Source organism: Haliscomenobacter sp., from assembly GCF_040403615.1.
Taxonomy (GTDB): Bacteria; Bacteroidota; Bacteroidia; order Chitinophagales; family Saprospiraceae; genus Haliscomenobacter.
This window is the reverse complement of record NZ_JBBAKG010000027.1, coordinates 1-23103: the sequence shown is the minus strand read 5'-3', so window position 1 is coordinate 23103 and position 23103 is coordinate 1. Positions and strand designations below refer to the sequence as shown.

Below are 23103 nucleotides of genomic sequence, written 5' to 3'. Positions count from 1 at the left end.
AATTTATTGCTAAATGAGTTAATTTATCTGTCATAAAAATCAACAAACCAATAAATTATAGTCATTGTTCCAAGCTTTTAGCCCTCAATCGCGAACCACTTACAAAGCAAACCACCCAATTGTTCCCTAAAAAAACAAATTCCATCACCTCCCTCCCAATTTTTCTTACCTTTACCCCATCTCCCATGAACCTGAGACCCCGGCACATCCTCGAACCATTCACATTCAGGTCATGTTTCAACTTCCCTTTAAGCTCTTTTTGAGTTTAATTCTGGCTTCAACAGGCTGTACGTCCAGGGTCAAAAGCCCGAAGGCAAGTCTGGCGCAACAGGTTGCTCAAAGTATTGCACCTGCGCCAAGCGACACCATTCCTAAGCCTCCGTCCTTCGATCCGGCAAAATACCCTTTCATCGATTTTGCGGCCAATACCATCGAACGCAAAGAACAACTGGTTCCTTTTTTCAGTCGCCTGGATGCCTTGATATCTGGCAAATCCCAGCAAGTGCGGATTTTGCACATCGGTGATTCACACATCCAGGGGGATTATTTTACGGGCTGGATGCGCGATTTTTTTCAGGAGGAATTCGGACAAGCAGGTCGAGGACTGGTTTTTCCGTACCGCGAGGCAGGGAGTTACAATGCCCGCGATATCAAAACGAGCAGCCGGGGCAATTGGCAAGGGCGCAAAAGCACTTTTCAAAATACCGAAATCCCGATTGGCATCAGCGCGATGGGCATTCGCACGTATTACGAAGATTTTGAAATCAATATCTTCCCTCAAGACCTTTATGGACTGGATCAACGTTTCAATTCGGTGACCATTTTTCACGAGAAAGGCCCACAAATTTTTGATATGCTGGTTGAAACGGGTCGAAAAGAACCCCGCCCTCCTAAAATACCAGCCGCCAAAGTCATTACGGCCAGTGTGGTGAGCAAGCCCTTGCTCAACCCTGGAACGAGTCGGCACAAGGTACGTTCAGGAGAGTCTTTGTACAGCATTTCCCGGCGTTACCATTGCAACATCGCGGAATTGCGGCGCTTGAATGGACTCAACAGCAACTTGATCCACCCCGGAGACTACCTCAAGGTTCCGGCTTCCAACCGGGTCGTTCCCCGACAAACGCCTCCACCAGCACCCGATCTGAATGCCTTTATCGAAGCGGGCGCCAAAGTCGTTTCCAGTAAATCCAATCCCGAACAGCCCTTCATCAGTGTGGTCAATCTGGATACCCTGACCTCGGTTTTGCGCATCAAGGGACTCAGAAGCAACCCCCAACAAGAACGCGCAACCCTGTTTGGTTTTTTGCTGGAAAACAACACCCAACCAGGCGTATTGTATTGTTCGGCTGGTGCCAATGGCGTGACCTACTACCACTACAATCGCGCCGAAAACTTTGCAGATCAGGCGGCCATGTTGTTTCCCGATCTGATCATCATCACCCTGGGGACCAACGAATCGTTTTTGCCGGTCAGTAAAATGGGAGAGGTGGAGCGAGAAATTGCGTCATTTTTGAAAAAGCTGAGGACCAAAATGCCCAATGTTCCGATCCTGGTGACCATCAACCCGGATGTATTGAAAAATAAATCATCAGACAATACCATTGGAATGCAGGTTCGAGATATCTTGCGCAAGCAAACGCAAGAACAAAATGTAGCCATCTGGGATTTGCATCAAATCATGGGTGGACTGGGCTCAATGCGCCGCTGGCGCTCGGCAGGACTTGCGCAAGCCGATGGAATTCATTTTACCGAACAGGGATATTTAGTAAAGGCGCAGTTGTTGTACAGCGCGCTGATGAAAGCCTATGCCGCCGATTAATTGGACTGACCTCTCCGGATTGTGGACGTATGTAGCATCCAGGCCTCTGCTGTTTAGCAACCTGGAGTTCTTCATTCTATTCTTTATTTTCTACAGCTTTTACCTGCTTTTGTTGCGCAGTTTCAACCTGCGTTTGTTGCTGACCACCGTTTTTTCCTTGTTTTTCTACTACAAATGCACCGGTGGCCCGGTCAACTTGTGGATTTTGTACTCTTACCCTTTCCTGCTGCTCATCTTTTCGGCGGTGGTAGATTTCTTTCTGGGGCATTTCATTTTCATTGCCCCATCCAAAGGTGGGAAACTGTTGTTTTTAGTGCTCAGTTTGGTCTTCAACCTGGGCATGCTGGTGTATTTCAAGTACACCAACTTTTTCATCGAAATTGCCAATGCTGCATTTGACACCAAATGGGCTTTGCAAAATATTTACCTGCCAGCGGGCATTTCTTTCTTTGTGTTTCAAACCCTCAGTTACAGCATTGATGTGTACCGGGGGCAAATTGAACCCGTCAGTGCGGGCATGAAAGATCTGCGCTCGTTTTTGCGCAGCTTCCTTGATTTTGGATTTTTTGTGACGTTTTTTCCTCAATTGCTGGCCGGACCAATTGTACGGGCTGCCGATTTTTTGCCCCAAATTCGCAAAAAGCCGAGTTTGAGTAACGCGCAAATGTCGCGGGCAATGATCCTGATCATGGGCGGTTTGTTCAAAAAAGCCATCATTTCCGATTACATCAGTGTCAATTACGTGGATCGGATTTTTGAAAATCCTAATTTGTACTCTGGCCTGGAAAACCTGACCGCAACTTATGGCTATGCGATTCAGATTTACTGTGATTTTTCGGGCTATTCCGATATGGCGATAGGCTTGGCGCTATTGTTGGGGTTTGCCTTGCCCGACAACTTTCACACACCTTACCGTTCCAGTAGCATCCAGGAATTTTGGCGGCGCTGGCACATCTCACTGTCCAGCTGGTTGCGCGATTATTTGTACATTTCCTTGGGTGGCAACCGCAAAGGCAAGTTTTTTACGTACATCAACCTCATGATCACCATGATTTTGGGCGGGCTATGGCACGGCGCGAGTTGGGTATTCATTGCCTGGGGTGCGCTGCATGGGATTGCCTTGGCCATTGATCGGGCACTATCGGTCAAAAACCGCTTCTGGGGCAATCCGGGCATGCGGGCTTTCATCATTGTATTTGTTGTGCAGTTGGCCTTGCAGGGTGTTTTGCAATCGATGGCGGCTTCCGGTGGAATCACGCCCGAACAAATCACCACTTTATCGCTGAGTAATTTGATCTTTTTTAGTTTGGCCTTATTGTTAACCCTGGTTGCAACTGCGGTTGATGTATTGAGCAATCGCCAGATTCTGGGCGCATGGGTGGGTACGTTTTTGACTTTTCACTTCGTGACTTTCTGTTGGATACTGTTCCGCTCAGGGGCGCTCAATAATCCCAACACGCCACTGGAGACCACCTCAATGGTGCTGACCCAGATTGGTTCGTCCTTTCATGGCGAGCTGTGGGGGCAGTTGTGGGATGGCTACAAACCCGTACTTTTTTTGATTGTACTCGGGTATGTGCTGCATTTTTTGCCCGAACGCTGGTACGCTTTTTGGGATAAACTCTTCGAACGCAGCCCGGTGCCCGTAAAGTCATTGGTGCTGGCACTGGTGGTTTGGCTGGTGATACAAACGGCGAGCGCAGATGTGGTGCCGTTTATTTATTTTCAGTTTTAGGGAAAAGAACCTTAATTGTGCGTCAAAAGCCCTTTTTGATGTATTGCTGGTCAACGAAAAATGAATAGCTTTGCTTAGGATCTTTAGAGCATGCTCTCAGACCTTTCAAATTCTCCCATTGTGCAAGAAAAAATTAGAAACATACAGCTGTATGGGGGTATTATTGTCCTGTTTTGGGTACTGGGCTGTACCCTGCAAAACAGCGACGAGCAATCCAATGTGCACATCCTTACCCGGGTAAAGGCAATGCCTTATGTAGTGCCCAAGGATTCTGTAAAAAGTCCAAAAAAAGTAAAAGTCAACATTTCTGCGAGTTCCATTGTCAAAGCAGGCACTCCCAAGGCCATTCCAACCGACCTCAATGTCTTTCCTGCGGGTCAGCTACAATCAATTCCAGTCAACGAAGTTGCCTTGATCAAAAACCGCCCGGGCAACGGGGGCTTTGCCAAACCTAAATTTTTCACGGCCAAAGGCATTAAAGTACCAGTAGGGATACCAGAGGTAGTTTTGGCCAAGGATAGGGGAAGCAAAGACCAAAATCCATTCAATTTTAGTGTATTCGGAAAATTGCAAGGGCTGAAGCACAATGTAATCAATTGCATTACGCAGGATTCGAAAGGCAACTTATGGTTTGGGAGTTTTGGTGGTGGGGTAACAAAATATGATGGAAAATACTTCACACATTTTACAGAAAAAGAGGGTTTGAGCAGCAACTCTATCATTTGTATGCTGGAAGATAAAAATGAAAACTTGTGGTTTGGAACGGATGGCGGGGGACTGACAAAATACGATGGGGAAACATTCGAGCATTATTCTCAAGAGGGGGGACTGATGAGCAACACCATTTCTTGCTTAGCTGAAGACAGCAAAGGCAATTTATGGATTGGAAGCAATGACAATGGTGTCGCGATGTTCAACGATAAACAGTTCATACATTATGGCTCAAAACAAGGTTTGGCAAGTGATCAAATATTGTGTATTTATAGTGACCGCAAAGACAATTTATGGTTGGGTACCTTCAACGGGGGAATAATCAAATTTGATGGGACTTCATTTTTACAATTTAGCCCCCAAGAAGATTCATTGTTACAGGAGGTTTCCTCGATTGCCGAAGATAAGAATGGTAAAATTTGGCTAGGCACCAAGCTTGGAAGCGTAATGTATGATGGAAAAAATTTTTACCATTTTGCCAGTCGAAAAAACATCATGCGTACCCCTATTTCGTGTGCGTCTGTTGGAAAAGATGACAACATTTGGTTTGGTACATTAGAAAATGGTGCCATCAAGTACGATGGAAAAAACCTAACCCATTTTACTACGGAAGAAGGATTGAATGTCAATGGAATTCGGTGCATATTTGAAGATAAAGGGGGAAATACCTGGCTGGGCACAGATGGTGGCGGCGTAAGCAGATACAATGGCAATATCTTTACTCACCTCACTGAACGGGAAGGTTTAAGCAATAGTGAAGTTTTTAGTACAATCAAAGACCGCAAAAACGTCTTGTGGTTCGGAACATCTGGTGGGGGAGTCTCCAAATTTGACAATCACTTTTTTTATCATTACAACGATACCGTTGGCTTAAGTGATAATTTCATTTACTCCATACTTCAAGATAAATCCGGGAGCTTGTGGTTTGGCACCAATGGCAATGGGGCATTTAAATTTGATGGAAAAAATTTCACCCATTTTTCAGATGAAAATGGATTAAGCAGCAATCAAGTTTTATCCATAATAGAAGATAACAAAGGCAACCTCTGGTTTGGAACAAGAGATGGTGGGGTAACCAAATACAATGGCCAATATTTTACTCATTTTTCGGAAAAAGAAGGCTTGAGCAGCAACACCGTCTTTTCTATACTGGAAGACACGAAAGGCAACCTCTGGTTTGGTACGGATGGTGGTGGGGTGACCCAATTCGATGGTCAATACTTTACCCACTTTCTCCCGGAAAATGGGCTAAGTCACAAAGATGTAGCGTCCATCATCCAGGACAAAAAAGGCAACCTCTGGTTTGGCACTTTAGGCGGAGGCTTAAACCGATTCGACGGGCAGTATTTTACCCATTTTACCGAAAAAGAAGGCTTGGGCAACGATGCTGTGCTTTCTCTTTTGCAAGACCGCAAAGGAAACATATGGATTGGCACTCGCTTCGGGTTGTCCAAAATGTCGAAAGCGACCCAAACCGCTATTTCCACCCAACCTGTTTTTAAGCTAACGCCTTCCACCGTACTCTTTAAAAACTACAGCTACGAGGACGGTTTTCTCGGCATTGGTTGTTGGCGCAATAGTATGGTTGAAGCCAAAAATGGCGACATCTACATTGGGGCCAATGATCGACTCACCGTGTATCATCCAAACGGAGAGCGTATCCGCAATTCCAAGCCGTACCTGAGCCTGATGGGCATTTCGCTGTACAATGAAAACATCTCCTGGCCGGATCTTTTGCACCAGCAAGACAGTTCTTTTGTATTGGGCAATGGGGTAAGAGTGGGTGATTTTCATTTTTCGGGCTTATCTGCCTGGAATAACTTGCCTCAAAACCTCAGTTTAAAGCACAACAACAACAACCTCAGCTTCTCTTTTGTAGGTGTTACTCATCAACAACCAGAAAAAGTAAAATACCAGTACAAGTTAGAAGGATTTGATGCCTCCTGGAGTTCGCTCAGCACAAAAAACGAAGCACCTTACGGTAACCTGCCTTCTGGCGAATATACCTTTCGTGCCAAAGCTAGAAGCAGCACCGGTGTTTGGAGCGATGAACAGACTTATTCCTTTAGCATCCGTCCACCCTGGTGGAAAACCTGGTGGATGTGCCTCATTTACACCGCATTGCTCGGTGGAATTTTATATTGGTTGTGGAGAAAAGAACAACAGCGACAAACCCAGCAATTGCTACTGGAACGCCAAAAAACCGAGCAGGAGCAAAAAGTCAATGAACAATTGCGCAAGGTGGACGTGCTCAAAGATCAGTTTTTGGCCAATACTTCCCACGAATTGCGCACCCCTTTGCAAGGCATCATCGGCCTGTCAGAGTCCTTAATCGAAAGGGTGCAGGACAGCGAGCAGCAAGAAGATTTGAGCATGATCATTTCTTCCAGCCGCAGGCTAAACAGTTTAGTCAACGACATTCTGGATTTTTCAAAATTGAAAAATCAGGAAATTGAATTGGCTCTCAAACCGGTAAACCTGTATGCCCTGACCGATGTGGTACTGCGTACTTTATCTCCGCTGGTGAAAGGTAAAAAATTCAGCATCCGCAACTCGATCCCCAAAGAATTTCCGGCAGCACTGGCCGACGAAAACCGCTTGCAGCAGATTTTGTACAACCTGCTCGGCAATGCCCTCAAGTTTACAGAAACGGGTTTCATCGCCGTAAATGCAGAATTGGAACATGAACTTATTGTGCTTTCCGTAGAAGATACCGGTATAGGCATCCCCAAAGAGAAACAGGAGCTTATTTTTAAAGAATTCGAACAAGGCGATGGCTCCATTGCCCGCAGTTTTGCAGGTACGGGTCTGGGATTGGCGGTGTCCAAAAGCCTGGTCGAATTGCACGGTGGGAAAATCTGGTTGAAGTCAGAACCGGGCAAAGGCTCTACTTTTTTCTTTTCCCTGCCCATCGCATCTACGGATGGGGTTGCTCCTGAAGTTGCAGCACAACATCAGGAGTTGACGCCTTTAGCGGGTATCAACACCTGGGAAATCACTTTCAATGGCATTGACCCAAGTGGGTCAACTGCCAATGACACCACCCATTCCGATACCGAAAAGGTACACATTTTAGTGGTCGACGATGAGGTAGTCAATCAACAGGTGCTGAAAAACTTTCTAGATAAAAAGGTCTATCGCCTAACCCAGGTACTGAGTGGCGAAGAGGCCTTGCAGGCCATCAACCAGGACGATTCAATTGATCTGGTATTGTTGGACGTAATGATGCCCCGCATGTCGGGATACGAAGTTTGCCAAAAAATCCGGGAAAAATACCTGCCCAGTGAACTTCCGGTACTGATGATCACCGCCAAAAACCAGGTTTCTGATCTCATCACCGGACTCAATACTGGGGCAAATGATTACATCGCCAAGCCCTTTTCCAAAGACGAATTTTTGGCCAGACTCAGTACTCACCTCAACCTGCATAAAATCAACCAAGCCTCTAATCGATTTGTACCCAATGAGTTCATTCGGGCACTTGGGTATGAAAGCATCGTTGGCGTACGCTTGGGCGATCACGTGGAACAGATCGTGACGGTGCTCTTTGCCGATATCCGCGATTACACAAGTTTGTCGGAATCCATGAGCCCGGAAGAAAACTTCAAATTTGTGGCAGCCTACAATCAGCGCATCGGCCCTTTGGTGCAGCAACACCGGGGCTTCGTCAATCAATACCTCGGCGATGGCATTATGGCCATTTTCACAGGGTTGCCCGATGATGCCTTGCGCGCGGCAATTGCCATCCAAAAAGAGTTGGATCAGTACAACGAACTACGCCTGAGCAAGGGCCGAAAGAAAATAGAAGTGGGGATTGGCCTGCACACGGGTTCACTCATCATGGGCATCATTGGCGATCAAAAACGCATGGATGCCGCTACGATTTCGGATACAGTGAACACCGCTTCGCGCATGGAAGGCCTGACCAAATTTTATGGAACGCGCATTCTGCTCAGTGAATATTCCCTGGAGATGCTTGAGCGCAAATCGGCGTTCAACTTCCGCCATTTGGGTAAAGTACAGGTGAAGGGGAAGAAAATTTTTACCGACATCTACGAATGCATCGACGGGGATTCCGCCACATCATTTGAGTACAAAAAAGAAACCCTGGAGGTTTTTGATCAAGGATTATTGGCTTATTTTCAAAAATCCTTTGATCAAACCATCGATGATTTAAACCAGGTAATCTCCATCAACCCAAAGGACTTAACCGCCCAGTGGTTTTTAGAGAAAGCAAAAGGATACAGCACTTCTGGAACCCCCGAAGATTGGGAGGGCATCGAATTCATGAAAGAAAAATAACGGGCGACAAAAAAATAAGTATTTCATTTTGCCAAAGGATTAGATGAGCAAACGATTCACTTTAAGTGCCTTATCTAATCCTTTGGCTCAAAGAAAATGAACACTTATTTTTGCCCCACTACTAAGAGAATCTTGATGCATTGATTTTTTTGCTTTAATTTTTCTCTGATTTTTAATCAACTGGAAACTATTTCTGCATGCTGTGCAATTATATAGAAGGAAAGTTTTATTGAATGCTCCGCACCTGAAACCAATAAAAACACTATGAGAAAAATCACTTTTCTAGCCCTCTTTACGCTTCAATGCAGTTCCTGGCTGTTTGCCCAAAAGCCGCAACTGATGCCTCCCATGAGCCATGCGGCTTACGTTCGAGCTTTGGCTGCCTCCCCTGACGGAAAGTATGTACTGACTTGTGCTGGATACCTGGACAATACGGCATTACTCTGGTCTTCCGATGGCAACTTGTTGAAAATACTGGAAGGACACCAGAATGACCTCATTGACGCAGAGATTTCTGCTGATGGAAAATACATGTTAACCCTCGAAACAGGAATTTGGGCTTTGCACCTTTGGGACAATCAAGGCAAGCAACTGGGTGTTTTTAAAGATTTGAACATTGCTGACGCCTGTTTTGCTTCAGGCAACCAACAGATTTTGATCGGTGATGGCGGAGGAGGTTTAACCTTGCTGGATCTGAAAGGAAACCCAATTCGCAACTTTCCCGGTGGCGAGGCCCCCATCAGTGAAGTGGCCTGCTCCAGAGATGGCAAATACCTGGCTTCTGCGGATGAAGCCGGACTTATTCGGGTGTATTCCTTGAATGGAACCCTGCTCAAAACCTTGAATGGACATGGAGCTAAACCTGTTCTGGCCATCGAATTTACTCCAGATGGCAGTCGCATTCTTTCTGGCGGAGAAGATAAAATGGCCTTGCTTTGGAATTGGACGGAAGGTACGGTACTCAAAAAAATGGGCCCTCACAATACCATCGTACGCAGTGTAGCGGTGTCTCCTGGTGGAGATTTGCTGGCTACCGCAGGCCCCGATGATGATGTCGTGAATTTGTGGGACAGCAATGGCAAAGCCCTGAGGTCTTTTAGGCTGGACAAGGTCAACGAATTGATTTTTACGCCCGATGGCGAAGGGATACTGCTTGCCCCTCTCAACAAGGGCGCCCTTTTGTGCGATTTGGAAGGGAGGTTGATTACCGAATATGCCAATGATTCTTCACCCGTTACCAGCGTAGGTTTTTCCCCCTTTGAACAAGACGATTCGTTGTTTATTGCCACGGGAGGACAAGCCGTGCATCTCAGGCTTTGGGATGCCTTGACCGCAGATGTCATTGGGTTTACCAGGGAGGGTTCGACTGTTGATGATGGCCTCAATGAAAACGAATTGAAGCATTTTTTTTCTGAAGAAATTGAATTCAATACGCCAGTAGCCTTTACTCCCAATGCCCCAAATTTGTTGATCGGTAAATCTGGTAGACAGTTTTATGACTACAACATCTATGAAGAATCCCTGTCGGAAATCTCCAATCTGCGCAGCAGCAGCCATCCCGCACTGGCCGTAAGCGCAGATGGAGCTTCCTCCCTGATCAGTGATTTTGAAGGAGGCATCCAGTTGTGGCGTTACTTCGATGGTAAAAAAGAATGGGAACAGGCCAAGGAATGGCAATTACCCGCCAACCATGCCACAAGTCTTGCCTTTTCTTCAGATGGTACTGCCTGCTTGATCGCAAGAAACCGGCCATGGTCGCCAAGTTTGGGGGGCTATTTATACGATCCCAAAGCGGAAGAACAACCCAATGAAGACAAGGGCTTTCCCGCAACCCTGTACCGCCTGAGCGATTTTTCCACAATTCGCACCTTTGGCACTTCTTCAGATCAAGCCGTATTTTCTGCCGATGGAAAATACGTGGCAAGCAATGAAAAATATGGCTTGAGTGTCTACAACAGCCAAACCGCAAAGGAAATATTCCACATCGGCTCCACATCTGACGAAGTAAACTTTCCAATGGTGACCAGTTTGGCTTTTAGCCCGGACAACAAAAGTATTTTGGCAGGATTTACGTCCAATGTGATCAGACAGTATGATCTCACTGGAAAACTACTGCGGGAATTCAACGGGCATTTTAGCACCATCCGCTCTCTGGCCACCTCTCCCAATGGCCAATACCTGATTTCTGGCAGCAGCGACAATACCTCCAAAATCTGGAACCTTAAAACTGGAGTAGAGCTGGCCACTCTCATGTCCATCGGCGCGGAAGATTGGTTGATCACTACGCCTGAGGGCTTATTTGATGCCTCACCCGGAGCCATGGAAAGATTGTATTATGTGGCTGACCTGGAAATCATTGCCCTGGATCAATTGAAAGACCGCTATTACGAACCCGGATTGCTCAGCAAAATCATGAATCTTTCGAGCGGGACGCTCCGGAAGGTAGCCGACCTCGACAATCAGGCATTGGCACTTTACCCTGAGGTACGGAGCACCAAACTTATCGATGACCACGTTGACATACAACTCAGCCCGCGTAGTGGAGGCATCGGACGGGTCAGTATGCGACTGGATGAGCACATAGAAATTGAAGCAGATGTCAACCCTCAACGCAAGGCCAGTTTTATGGTCGATTTGAAACAGTACGCCGATTATTTCATTGCAGGCGAAACAAACCGCTTGTCCTTTATTTATTACAACAAAGAAGGATGGCTGCCCAGTCCGCCCGATACACTGGTATACGTTCCTGGTGGTTCAAAAGGAAAAGACAAACCTGCCAAACCAAGTACTATTTCGCTCAACGATAAGTCCGACCTGGCAATTGCAAGTACCCTTTATGCACTGGTTGTGGGCACTTCAGACTACAAAGGCACTACCCTGGATCTGAAATATCCTGACCTGGATGCTGCAGCTTACAAAGAAATGCTTCAGGTTTCGGGAGCGGGGCTTTTTGGCATGCGCATGCAGATAAAGCTACTCTCAACCGCCAAAGGCAATACTCGACCAAGCAGAACCGCCATTCGTGCCGCACTCCTCGATTTTGCCACCAAAGCACAACCCAAAGACGTATTACTGGTTTATTTTTCCGGGCACGGCACCACCTGGCCAGAAAATGATCCCAATAGCCAATTTTACTGCCTTAGCCCAGACAATGAAAGCTTTGACCTCTCGGTGCCCACCAACCGCCAGCTGGCCATTGCTCAAGATTCGCTGCAAGCCTGGATTCTTGAAGTAAAAGCCCGCAAGCGCATCCTCATCCTGGATGCCTGCAACTCTGGAGAAGTGGTCAAAAAACTGGATGCAGGAGCAAAAGGAAATACCCTGAATACCGATCAGCGCCGGGCATTGGAGCGCATGAAAGACCGCTCCGGTTTTTTTGTACTCGCAGGTAGCGCAGCGGATAAATTGAGCTATGAAGACCCACGGTTTGGGCATGGATTACTCACCTACAGCCTGCTGAACAACATGCCCAAAGTGGCAGCTGCAAACAAAGACAATTACATCGATGTTGGTAAGTTATTCCAGGAAGTACGCGACGATGTACCCAAGCTGGCTGCGGCACTCAATAAAGTTCAGGAGCCCAAACTCATCGGGATGGAAGATTTTAGCATTGGCTTGATCAAAAATGGCACACCCTTCAAACTGCCACTGGCTAAAAAGATTTTTACGCGTTCCGATTTTTCCAACAAAAAACGCCTGGATCCCCTCAAGTTTAAAGACGAAGTCAACCAGCAATTGGAGACGATGCTTTCCAATCCAGAACTGCCTTACGCCTACTATGCCACGGATGATGCGGCGGGTTTGCACTATTTCGTCAGAGGAGAATACGAAGTAACCGGAACTGCGGTGAAAGTAACCGCTTACTTGTACAAAAGTGATCAAGAAAAAGAACTGGAGACTTTCATGGTGGAAGGCTCTAGTACCAACGTAAACTTATTAGCTGAACAACTGCTCGACAAGCTTCGAATAGCATTAGAGAAAATGAAATAATCATGATGAGAAAACTTATTTGTTTTGCCTTATTCTATGTGTTGGCCTATTCCGCCTCAGCCCAGGAACGCAGCTTTGGTACTTTGCCTCTGGTGAGAAAACCAGGCGCAAGCATTTCCAGCAGTGGGAAAAAAATAGACAGCGTTCAATACAAAAAAGTAGTGGGCATTTACAATCGCCTGGTACAAGCACGCGGCGACTTCCGCTACCCAGTACCCAGTTTCAGCATCAGCCCAGAAGAACGCCGGGTTGCTGGAATCGATTATGACCAGTTGTCGATTGTAATTGAAGAAAAAGCCCTCAGCGTGTGCAACAGCCTGGGCAGCAATGCCGATGCGGCCATCGCATTCTTATTGGGACATGAACTCACCCATTATTACGAAAAACACGCCTGGCGAACCGGATTTGCTGCCGATTATAAGGATTTAAAAATTGGCATTCAATTGGACAATCTCGCTGACGATGCATCCAATGAAACCGAAGCCGATTATTTGGGAGGCTTTTTGGCCTATTCTGCTGGATACGGGATGTTTCAAAAAGGCCCCGAAATCATCCAGAGTTTGTACAAGGCTTATGGCTTGAAAAACGACATCCAGGGTTATCCCAGCCTGAGTGATCGACAAGCACTCAGCCGCCGTTCTGCCGAAAAACTGGCCCGCCTGACTGAAGCATATGACATGGCCAATATTTTGACGGCCATCGGCAAGTATACCGAAGCTTACGAATACTACCGCTATATTTTGATGGAGTACCAAAGCCGGGAAATCTACAACAACCTGGGGGTAACCGCCTGCCTGGATGCCCTCCAGTACTTCAAACCCAATGAACTGAAATACCATTACCCGATTGAACTCGACCTGGAGAGCTCTGCGGCCAAAGGCGACGGCTTGGCCAATGCCCGTGATCAATTGCTCCGACAAGCCATTTTGCATTTTGACGCAGCCATTAGTCTGGACCCCAATTATGCTCCTGCTTACCTCAACAAGGCCAATGCTTATGCCTTGTTGGGCGACCTCAACCGCGCCCGCTTTTATGCCAATGTGGAAGCCCGACAGGCCGCCAAAGTAGGGGGGTACCCCAAGACCAATACGGACATTGATGTACTGATGGGCATCATCGAAGCCCGCAGCAACAGCGCCGATAAGGCCAAAGCTTTTTTTAAAGCCGCAGAAACTGCCGGCAGCGCTGCCGCCAAGATCAATTCCCGTATCTTGCTCAAACAAGCCCCAGCTGCCGCCGCCGCGCCGCCAATGACCCTGGCAAAAATCGAACGCATCGACAGCTTGAGCCTAGCAGACATCAGCAAAGACCCGTCTTTCGACAACAAAAGAACGGTGGACATCAGCAGCAAACTGCGTTTTTTGCAAAATCCTCAGATAGGCAAGTCTTCGCTACTGTTTATAAGCCAAAATACCCGCAGCGACGAGCGCACCTACGTACACATCACCAGCCCAAACTACCCAGGGAAAACCGCACGCAACATTGGCCTTGGCGATGTACGCAGCAGTATTGTCAGTGCGTATGGACAGCCTGAGCGCGACGTGGAGACACCCCAAGGGCAGATCATGGTGTACAAAAGCATCTTGTTTGTACTTGGGACTGACGGCAAATTGCAACGCTGGGCCAATTTTTTGTAAGCTTGACCAAAAACCAAACATCTCATCACCGTGGATCGGAATCAGGGTTTTTCCAATTTTGATCTTCAAACACCTCCAGGTATGTTCAAATATCTCATCTTGACCATTTTTGCCTTGGGTCTTTCATTGTCCGGGTTCGCCCAGGATGAAAATCCCATTATTGTGATGGCCGCGCAAGGTAAAATTGCCTACCAGGCACCAGGCTATTCTTCCAAAAGTTTGAGTGCAGGTGCTGCCCTGAAAAGCACCGGAACGCTGACACTCAAAGCCAAAAGTACCGCGACTCTTTTTTTCAACGGGCAATTCCAACAAGTAAAAGGAGAAAAAACCGCTAGCTTGCTCAGCTTATTTCCTGAAAAAGATGGCTTAAGTAAACTGAATTTTGAGCAAAGCTTCAATGATTATCTAATCGCAGCCGTAATGATGGCTGGAAACCCACAAAACCCTAAAGATGCTTGGGGAACGATTACCGGACAAAAAGGGAAAGGCGATGGTTGGGGAACCATCACTGGTCAAAAAGGAAAAGGCGACGGTTGGGGAACGATTACGGGTCAAAAAGGAAAAGGAGACGGCTGGGGAACGATTAGCGGTCAAAAAGGGAAAGGCGACGGTTGGGGTGGCAAAGGCAATACCATCAGCACAATTGAACCTTTTGGTAAAATCCGATCTGCTACCCAGGTATTCCGTTGGTCAAAACCAGCCGGAGCACAGAATTATACCCTCGAAATCAAAAACAGCAAAGGTGAAACCCTAGTCAAAACCACTGCCCAGGATACCACACTGAGCCTCGAACTCGATCCGGCTAAATTCAAGGAAGGCCAGCAATACCTCTGGGAAGTGAGCAGCGCAGGTGTCAAATCCAATACCCTTACTTTTGAATTTGGAACCAGCAAAGACCAAACTGCTGCCATTCAGAAAGCTGAAACCGCTGCTGCTTACAGTACAAACCCAGCTGTAGTACAAGGATTGATGCGCGCCATTGCCCTGGAGCAAGGCGAGTGGTACATAGATGCAGTAAAAGCGTATCAGGATGCACATCAAATTGACCCCAAAAATACCCTGGTTAACTTGATGCATGCCGCATTCTGGATGCGCAACGGCCCTAAACCAATGGCGGAGCAGGCGTTTAAACAAAAATAAATCCGCCAGGTAACGCAGAAAAATTAACTTCCCGATTTTGGGTTTTGAATAGGAAGTCGAACGGTTCATTTCAAGTAAGCTTCCTATTCTAAACCCTCTCAAAAAATCGGGAAGTAATTTTTTGCGTTATACTAGAAACGGATGCAAAAGAAAAGCCCCAACGCCAGACCGGCGTTGGGGCTTTCTTTGTGCCATTAATCAATCCATTATGGATTTGGAATAGCCAAAACCTGACCAACTACGATCATGTTTGGATCTTTCAGAATACCTTTGTTGGCTTCGAAGATCGCCATGTACTTCTTGGCGTCATCGAAGTAATGCTTGGCAATTTCACCCAAAGTGTCACCCGCTACTACGGTGTGGTGGTGGTACACGCTGTCGTCCTTAACGGTGATGTTGGCGTGGATTTCAGCAGGAGCATCCGCATCTTTAGCCAGGCTATTGATGGCCTTGAATTTGTCCCAAATCAAGTTGCGTACATAAGGAGAAGGAACAGTGCCGTTGAAAATGATGGCATCATTTTCTTCGTGGAAATTTTCCATTTCTGCGCCATTTTCTTTGGCCAAATCAAGGGCTGATTGGTACTTGTCTTTCAGTGACATTTCAGTTGGTATTTATGAGGTGAATAAAATTCATGCAAGTTGAACAAATGTTAGCAATTATCGCGACTTCCCCAAACATCGACTGTTTAATTAATCGCTAATTAACGCAGAAAAATTAGCTTCCCGATTTTGGGTTTTGAGTAGGAAGTAGAACGCTTCATTTCAAGTGAGCTTCCTATTCAAAACCCTCTCAAAAAATCGGGAAGTAATTTTTTGCGTCAGACTAGGATTTTTAATCATCTGGTTACAAAAAAGCGATACGCCATTTCTGCTACTTTCCCCATCACTTCGTTGGCCAGCGCTTCATTCGTCCAGGCTTTAGACAGGATCGTAAACGAAAAGTAACGCCCATCTGGTGAAATCAACAACGCCGAATCATGGTGGTGCTGGGTGATCCACCCCGTTTTGTGGGCCACCTGCACATCTGCGGGCAAACGGGTAGGGATCACATCGTTGAACTCCTGATCCGAAAGAATGCGAATCATCTCCTTGCAAGCATCCGGGCTGCCCGCCTCGCCATGGCCAATACGTTCCATCAACAGCATGAGGTCATAGGCCGTAGTAGTATTGTTCAGTCCGGCAGTATAGGCTTTGCTGTCTTCTACCCCCCGGCGCACCTCGATGTCTTTCAATCCCAGTTCGCGCATGGTTTGGGTGGTTTGTGGCGCCCCCACCAGTTCAATCAGCATGTTGGTGGCCAGGTTGGAGCTGCGCACGATCATAGCCCGGGTCAGGTCGTAAATGCTCACTTTTTGGCCCAGGCGTTGGTACCAGGGCAGATCCGAGTCATCCCCTTCGCTGAGACTAAAAGGGCTACCATCCACAATGCTCTTGAATTCATTTTTGAGTACCAGCGAATCGCTCAGTTTGAATTTGCCCTGCGCCGCTTGTTTGAATACTTCCACCATCACGGGCGTTTTCATCGTGCTGGCCGGGTGGATACTGGTTTTTTCATTGATGAAAATTGCATTTTGTGGGTTTTGCAGGTCGCGAAAAGCGACAAAGAAAGTCCCCTCGCAGCGCGCCAGCTCGGCCTTGATGGCACGTTCCAATTCAGTCAGATTTTGCGCTGCGCCACCTTTTGGATCAGGATATCGCCGCATCTTGGCTGCCCGAAACAACAGATCGGCAGACATCAAAATCTTGTTGCGCAAACGGTAGGGAAACTTGGGCTGCTGCGCCAAAAACTGCCGTACCACTGCCGCCGCTTCCCCCGAATTGTGGCCACCCAAAACCGCCGAAATCCAGCGGCGAGGGAAAAAGATATCGCCGGTGCGCTGTATTTCTTCCAGCATTTCCAAGGCCGGACGAATGTAATGCAGCTTTTCGGCAAGGGGCCGGCGTGGATGGTTCAAATATTCCAGGGCATCTTCCACCCAGGGCTCGTAATCGCGGTTTTCGTCTTTTTTCAGGCTTTCAAAAAAAGCATCGCGCTCGCTTTGTTTTTCTGAAAAAACTGGCCGCAGAAAAGTCAGGCGCTGCTTGCGATCGGGGTTGCTGGTTTCGGCCAATTGAATGGTCAGGATGGAATCGGCCCAGTGTGGCCAGCGCAAACAGATGGCCGCCGCCAGATCAATGCGTTGGCTTTCAGAAAGGGTCAGGCCTGGAACGGTCAGGGTTTTGTTCCACAAACGGTTGAGGCGCTGCACCGCCGGCCAGGTTTCGGCCATCGATTGGTAGGCAGCAAAGTAGGTGCTGCGGGCGGATGGGTCTTTGGCACTGAGCAGCAAATCCCAGAGCAAGGCTTCGATTTTGGCCTTGCTGGCTTGCCGCAATGCAGGATCGGCAAAGCGCCAATACACCGTTTGCAACTGATCCAGCAGCTGTTGCCGATTGAGTGGTTCTTGCTCTTGTGGCAAGGCCTCCAGAATGCTTTCCAGCAAAGTGGCTGGCGGCATCGATTCTTGTAGAAATTCTTCCATTACGGCCATGCGGGCAGCACCCCGCAGGAGTGGGTCTTCGATTTTGGGCGTTTGCTCCAGGAAGTAAGTCAAAGAGCGCATATCGAGTCGGCAAAAGCCATAGCTCATCGGCGAGGCCAGCAATAAGGCCGCTTGCGGAAAAGGATGACCTTTCACTTTGCTGATTTCCGTCACTGCACCAGCGATCTGCACCGGGAGAAGCACCACACTATCGGGGAAAAACAAGGCCAATTGGGTTTGCTCCGGCCAGTATTTGCCTGTCGCAGAGGTTTTTAGCTGGCGCACCAGCAGTTTTTCCAATCCTTGCCCGTCGCCAACCTGCTCCAGCGCAAAGTGCGGCATGCCCGCCTCTTTGACCCAAACCTGGCTCCAGCTCGCCAAATCCTGGGGACTGTGCACATCCAGAATGGCAATCAATTGATCCCAGGTGGCATTGCCATAACGGTAAGTTTGCAGGTATTCTTGCAAGCCCTTGCGCATCGCTGCCTCGCCCATCATGGCCTCCAACTGGCGCATCACCACCGGGGCTTTCTGGTAAATGATGCCGCCGTACAAGCTGCCTGCATTTTTGAGGTTTTCAAGGGTTTGTTGGATGGGGTGGCTGCCTTCTGAGCGGTCTTCGGAGTAGGCGCTGGGTTGATGGGCCAGCAAAAAGCGCAGCTCATGATTGATGTTTGGAAAAGAGGGGTTGACAATTTTGGCCGCCATAAAATTGGCAAAAACTTCTTTGAGCCAGACGTCGTTGAACCAATTCATGGTCACCAGATCGCCAAACCACATGTGTGCCGTTTCGTGCGCGATCAGGCTGGCGCGGCCCAGTTTTTGGTTTTCGGTGGCATTCTCATCCAGCATCAGACTGGCTTCGCGGTAAAAAATGGCGCCAATGTGCTCCATTCCGCCGTATTGAAAGCCGGGCATGAGGGCAAAATCGAGTTTGGCAAAAGGCAACTTGATGCCCGTGTATTCCTCCATCCACTCGATGGCGTGGGCATGCAGGTCAAAAATGTCGTTGAGATTGCGCTGCACTTTGGCCTGGTCGTTTTCGCGGTACAACATGGTCATGCTGCGGCCATTGCGGGTTTGAGTGGCTTGCTGGAATTTTCCGGCACAAAACGCAAAAACGTAGGTACTGAAAGCTTCGGTGGTCTTGAAATCCAGTTGTTTGCGCGCTCCGGTCGGGGTGGTATGTTCCAGTGGCCCATTGCCCATGGCTTCCCAATCGGCGGGAATGTCCAGGTGCAGGGTGTAACGGGCTTTGAGATTGGGCTGATCAAAACAGGGGAAAACCGTAGAAGCCCGATCCGGCACCACCAAAGTATACAGGTAATCCGCGCTGCGGTTGAGCGATTGGTTGCTGGCCTCAAAGCTGATTTGTACCTGGTTTTTGCCGATTTGCAGTGCAGTTGCGGGAAGTACAAAATGCCCCTGGCTGTGCTTGCCTGGCAGGGTTTTGCCATTGATGCTGATCTGGTCCTGGTACGCCTTGTCGGGCTTGAAATCCAGCAACAGATCCTGCTGTTTGTTTTTCAACTCAAAGGAAATGGACACTTTGCCCAGAAGTGGATCAGTTTTGGCAAGCGGGACGTTCAGCGCCAAATCGTAAGTGATGGCGCTGAGGTTTTGGACGCGCCACTGGGCGAGTTCCCAGGAAACGCCTTCTTCCAGGGGAATGGGGGTGTTTTTTTGTGCAAAAGCCATAGTAGTGCTGATCAATAACGCGATGAGTACGAAACGCATATGCTGGTTTTGTGTGGATTAGATTTGTAAAACTATACAACTATTACCGGTCTTTTTTGGCAAAAAACACCACGAAGGCCATCCTTCCCGTTCCTAAAATCCCGTTCCTAAAACCCCGTCACCTTACGCACTTTGTACGGCTTTTTCTGCTGCGACTCAAAATACGTCCGCATTTGAATTTCTACTACAATCCCGATGGTAATGAATTGAATGCCCCCCAACAACAGCATCATGCCCAGGATCAGGATGGGCCGCCCCCAAATGTCGTACCCCATCAGCTTGACAATCAGGAGATACAAATTGATCAACAAGCCGCTGATGAAAAGAAATACCCCCACATTGCCAAACAAGTGCATGGGCTTTTGCATGTATTTTTTGAAAAACAACATCAGCAGCAAGTCGCTCATGACCTTGAAAGTACGGCTGAGTCCGTATTTGGATTTGCCAAATTGGCGCGCATGGTGCTTGACGTCTACCTGGGTAATTTTTGCCCCTTCGAGGTGCGCCAAAACCGGAACAAAGCGGTGCAATTCGCCATACAAGCCCAGGTCTTTGGCCAAATCCGCTTTTAGTACCTTTAAGGCGCAGCCATAATCTTTGAGGTGCACATCGGTGGTGCCGCGGATGATGTAGTTGGCAATCTGGCTCGGAATTTTGCGCAGCACCATCCCGTCTTTGCGGTTGGCGCGGTTGCCCGCCACCATGTCAAAACCCTCCTCTTCCGCAATCTTGAGCATGCGCGGCAGGTCGGTAGGGTCATTTTGCAAATCACCGTCCATGGTGGCAATGTACTCGCCCTGCGCGTAATCGATGCCCGCCATCAGTGCCAGGCTCTGGCCGTAGTTTTTTTTCAGTTCCACCACCCGGAGGCGCGGATGCGTGATGCTGTACAACTCTTGCAGGGTCTTGTCTTTGGAACCGTCGTCTACAAAGACCATTTCATATTCGTATCCCTCCAGGGCTTCCGCAATGCGCTCTACCTGGGGCTTGATGTTTTCTTCTTCGTTGTAGACACAAACGACTACCGATAGTTTGACTGTAGACATGTTGAAAATTTTCAACGTTGAACCTTTAATTTTCCAATGATGAAGTTGCGTTGGTCGTGCCGCACTTTGAGTTCGGCAATCGAATCCACGACTCCATAATGCATGGCCGGGTCAACGATGTATAAGGCACTGGTATCAAAATTTTCTTTTTGGATGGGGATGATTTTACCTCGGGCAATGGTCAAATAAATGGAATTGGTCCATTGCATCGGGGTTTCGCCGTACACGTAGAGATCCTGATCGCGGAAACGTTTGCCAATTTCAATGGACGATTTGCGGCACAAGTCGCCATAATCATTGGCGTTCCGATCGGGCAATACAAACCAGTTGAATCCAATCCGGCCCACCAGCAAAACCAGCGCTACAATCAGCAGTCGCTGAGGCTTCCATTGCCAATACAGACCATTGAGCGCCAAAGCCGCCAAAAGCAAAACACCCGATTTAAGATACAACTGAGGAGTGCTTTGGGTTTGCGGCAAAAAGAAAGGTGCAATGCTGCCAATGATCAACACCACGCAAAAAAGCACCATAAAGCCATTGACCAGCCTGCTCGTCCAATTGGGTTGCGCTGAAAAATGGTCGTGCATGTACACCAAGATGCCGAACAAAAGTGGACAAAACATCAGCAAGTAACGGGGATAAACCTCCACCGACGACCAATACACCAAGATGTTGACCATAAAACAAAGCGCACAAAACGCCAAAAATGAGTTCTGTCGAATGATCTGCCAGCTTTCCTTGCGCAACAAATAGACCATCAGCAAAGACCAGGGTACAAAATGGTACAGCATTTCCAGTGGAAAAGTGAACAGGTGCAAAAAGGTTTTCCACCAGCCAAATTGCACCGCAGTACGTTTGGCCGATTCACTGAACAGCGTTTGAAATACGGTATCCAGGCCGTTGTACTGCACATATACCGCGTAGTAAGATCCGACAATCAGCACAAATACCAGGCCACCTACCACATGTTGCCAGGAAAAAAGGCGGCGAAATTCTTTTTGGTAAATGAAATAAGCCAGCAAGGTAAAGCCCTGAAAAACCACCGCAGGTAGCCCCTTGAGCATAAATCCGATGGCCGCGAAAAAGTACGAAAGAACAAACAACAGCAACCAGTTGCGCTGCTGAAATTGCTCGTACACCGATAGGAACAACAAAAAAATGACCCAGGAAAACGTAATGTCAATCAGTCCCAACATAGAATCCCAAAACAGGATCCGACCACAGGTAATCAGCGCAAAAGCGGTAACTGCGGCCAGATAGCTGCCCAAATGCTTGCGAAAGCTGTAAAAAACCGTCAGCGCAAATCCGCACAAACTCACGATGGTTGGTATACGTACCGTAAATTCATTAATTTGCCCCAGTAGATTGAAGTACAGCAGCAAAATCCAATTGTACAGGGGTGGTTTGTTGTAATAAAAAGCACCGTGCAAAGTTGGCGTGATGTAATTGCCAGAGAGCTTCATTTCCAGCGCCACCAAAGAGCGAATGCCTTCGTCGTCGATGAAGGTCAGGAGGCCCAAATTGATCAGCAAGGCCGGAAAAAGCAGCAAAATGCCCAGTATGTACAGCAAAGTATTGCGTTGTTGGTCTTTCATTCGGTGTACTTAAAGCTGCGAAATTAAGCTAAGTAAGCAGGTGAACAAAGTTATTTCAGCGAATACTTAAATTTTGAAAATGAGGATTCTACAATTGTCTCTCGTGCTGGGACTTGGGCTGATTGCCTCCTCGGCAACGGTGTATTCTGGTCAGACTCCGGCCAATCAGGAAGGTTGGATCAATGTCAAAAACCTGGAATCCGGTATTGCCCTCGACATCCGCTACGCCACGACCAATAATTTTATGGGCGAAAAAATTTACGATTGTGCCGAATGTTACCTCCGCACCGAAGTAGCGCAAGCCATTGCCCGCGTACACCGCGCCCTGAAAACCAAGGGCTACGGCGGCCTGAAAATGTACGATTGCTACCGCCCCCACTCGGCACAATGGAAACTCTGGAAAAAAGTACCCAACCCACAATACGTCGCCGACCCCCGCAAAGGCTCGATGCACAACCGCGGCTCGGCGGTAGACCTCACCGTAGTTGACCAAAATGGCAAAGAACTGGACATGGGCACGGGATACGATGTGTTTGACAAAAAAGCCTACATCGATTACACCGGCCACCCCGCCACCATCAACAACAACCGCAAACTGCTGCAAGAGACTATGATTGCCGAAGGCTTTCGCACAACACGCACCGAATGGTGGCATTTTTCGTACACAAAAAAATCGTATGAGATTTCGGATTTTCAGTGGGAATGTAAGTGAGGCGACCTATATAAATGGGCACATTCGTCAGCAAAGCGAAGTGAAAGACCGATTGACTAGTTTTAGGATCAACTGGCTTAAACATGGTTCAAGCCAAAAGTGACTTGAACCAATGGGGTATTACTCTTGTTTACCCGCCCAAGAAATAAATAAGT

At 47.9% G+C, this 23103-nt stretch carries 11 protein-coding genes; 7 read left to right on the top strand and 4 right to left on the bottom strand.

The genetic code is table 11. The features are described from left to right. Positions 1-232 precede the first annotated feature (232 nt). From ABW391_RS10700 to ABW391_RS10675, 6 genes are all read left to right on the top strand, one after another. Positions 233-1819: a LysM peptidoglycan-binding domain-containing protein gene (locus ABW391_RS10700; RefSeq protein WP_353481854.1), complete on the top strand. Its 1587-nt coding sequence runs from the start codon at positions 233-235 to the stop codon at positions 1817-1819. Further along, on the top strand, positions 1806-3554 hold the full coding sequence (locus tag ABW391_RS10695; protein ID WP_353481853.1) for an MBOAT family O-acyltransferase: 1749 nt from the start codon (positions 1806-1808) through the stop codon (positions 3552-3554). The genes ABW391_RS10700 and ABW391_RS10695 overlap by 14 nt, the downstream gene beginning before the upstream one ends. A 120-nt stretch (positions 3555-3674) precedes the next feature. Next, positions 3675-8567: a two-component regulator propeller domain-containing protein gene (locus ABW391_RS10690; RefSeq protein ID WP_353481852.1), complete on the top strand. Its 4893-nt coding sequence runs from the start codon at positions 3675-3677 to the stop codon at positions 8565-8567. Between the two features lie 264 nt (positions 8568-8831). Further along, positions 8832-12557: a caspase family protein gene (locus tag ABW391_RS10685; RefSeq protein WP_353481851.1), complete on the top strand. Its 3726-nt coding sequence runs from the start codon at positions 8832-8834 to the stop codon at positions 12555-12557. A gap of 2 nt (positions 12558-12559) precedes the next feature. Beyond that, on the top strand, positions 12560-14194 hold the full coding sequence (locus ABW391_RS10680; protein WP_353481850.1) for a tetratricopeptide repeat protein: 1635 nt from the start codon (positions 12560-12562) through the stop codon (positions 14192-14194). Positions 14195-14275: 81 nt separating this feature from the next. Next, the gene (locus ABW391_RS10675) at positions 14276-15334 is read left to right on the top strand and encodes a tetratricopeptide repeat protein (RefSeq protein WP_353481849.1); all 1059 of its coding nucleotides are present in this window, start codon (positions 14276-14278) and stop codon (positions 15332-15334) included. Between the two features lie 206 nt (positions 15335-15540). Here ABW391_RS10675 and ABW391_RS10670 read toward each other — a convergent pair whose 3' ends face one another. The 4 genes from ABW391_RS10670 to ABW391_RS10655 form a co-directional block, all read right to left on the bottom strand. Further along, positions 15541-15936: a LysM peptidoglycan-binding domain-containing protein gene (locus ABW391_RS10670; RefSeq protein ID WP_353481848.1), complete on the bottom strand. Its 396-nt coding sequence runs from the start codon at positions 15934-15936 to the stop codon at positions 15541-15543. A 236-nt stretch (positions 15937-16172) separates the two neighbouring features. Continuing rightward, positions 16173-19595, bottom strand: a complete 3423-nt coding sequence (locus tag ABW391_RS10665) for a serine hydrolase (RefSeq protein WP_353481847.1) — start codon at positions 19593-19595, stop codon at positions 16173-16175. Positions 19596-19702: 107 nt separating this feature from the next. Then, the gene (locus tag ABW391_RS10660; RefSeq protein ID WP_353481846.1) at positions 19703-20641 is read right to left on the bottom strand and encodes a glycosyltransferase family 2 protein; all 939 of its coding nucleotides are present in this window, start codon (positions 20639-20641) and stop codon (positions 19703-19705) included. Between the two features lie 11 nt (positions 20642-20652). Continuing rightward, positions 20653-22236 carry an ArnT family glycosyltransferase gene (locus ABW391_RS10655; protein WP_353481845.1) on the bottom strand — a complete coding sequence of 528 codons (1584 nt, stop codon included), beginning with the start codon at positions 22234-22236 and terminating at the stop codon, positions 20653-20655. Positions 22237-22315: 79 nt separating this feature from the next. Between ABW391_RS10655 and ABW391_RS10650 the strand changes: the two genes are divergently transcribed. After that, positions 22316-22948, top strand: a complete 633-nt coding sequence (locus ABW391_RS10650; RefSeq protein ID WP_353481844.1) for a M15 family metallopeptidase — start codon at positions 22316-22318, stop codon at positions 22946-22948. Positions 22949-23103: the final 155 nt, after the last annotated feature.

Excerpts from the sequence above, each read along its gene's own strand:
- ABW391_RS10685 (WP_353481851.1), top strand. The coding sequence starts at position 8,832 with ATGAGAAAAATCACTTTTCTAGCCCTCTTTACGCTTCAATGCAGTTCC.
- ABW391_RS10695 (WP_353481853.1), top strand. The coding sequence starts at position 1,806 with ATGCCGCCGATTAATTGGACTGACCTCTCCGGATTGTGGACGTATGTA.
- ABW391_RS10660 (WP_353481846.1), bottom strand. The coding sequence starts at position 20,641 with ATGTCTACAGTCAAACTATCGGTAGTCGTTTGTGTCTACAACGAAGAA.
- ABW391_RS10700 (WP_353481854.1), top strand. The coding sequence starts at position 233 with ATGTTTCAACTTCCCTTTAAGCTCTTTTTGAGTTTAATTCTGGCTTCA.
- ABW391_RS10670 (WP_353481848.1), bottom strand. The coding sequence starts at position 15,936 with ATGTCACTGAAAGACAAGTACCAATCAGCCCTTGATTTGGCCAAAGAA.
- ABW391_RS10665 (WP_353481847.1), bottom strand. The coding sequence starts at position 19,595 with ATGCGTTTCGTACTCATCGCGTTATTGATCAGCACTACTATGGCTTTT.
- ABW391_RS10655 (WP_353481845.1), bottom strand. The coding sequence starts at position 22,236 with ATGAAAGACCAACAACGCAATACTTTGCTGTACATACTGGGCATTTTG.
- ABW391_RS10680 (WP_353481850.1), top strand. The coding sequence starts at position 12,560 with ATGATGAGAAAACTTATTTGTTTTGCCTTATTCTATGTGTTGGCCTAT.
- ABW391_RS10650 (WP_353481844.1), top strand. The coding sequence starts at position 22,316 with ATGAGGATTCTACAATTGTCTCTCGTGCTGGGACTTGGGCTGATTGCC.
- ABW391_RS10675 (WP_353481849.1), top strand. The coding sequence starts at position 14,276 with ATGTTCAAATATCTCATCTTGACCATTTTTGCCTTGGGTCTTTCATTG.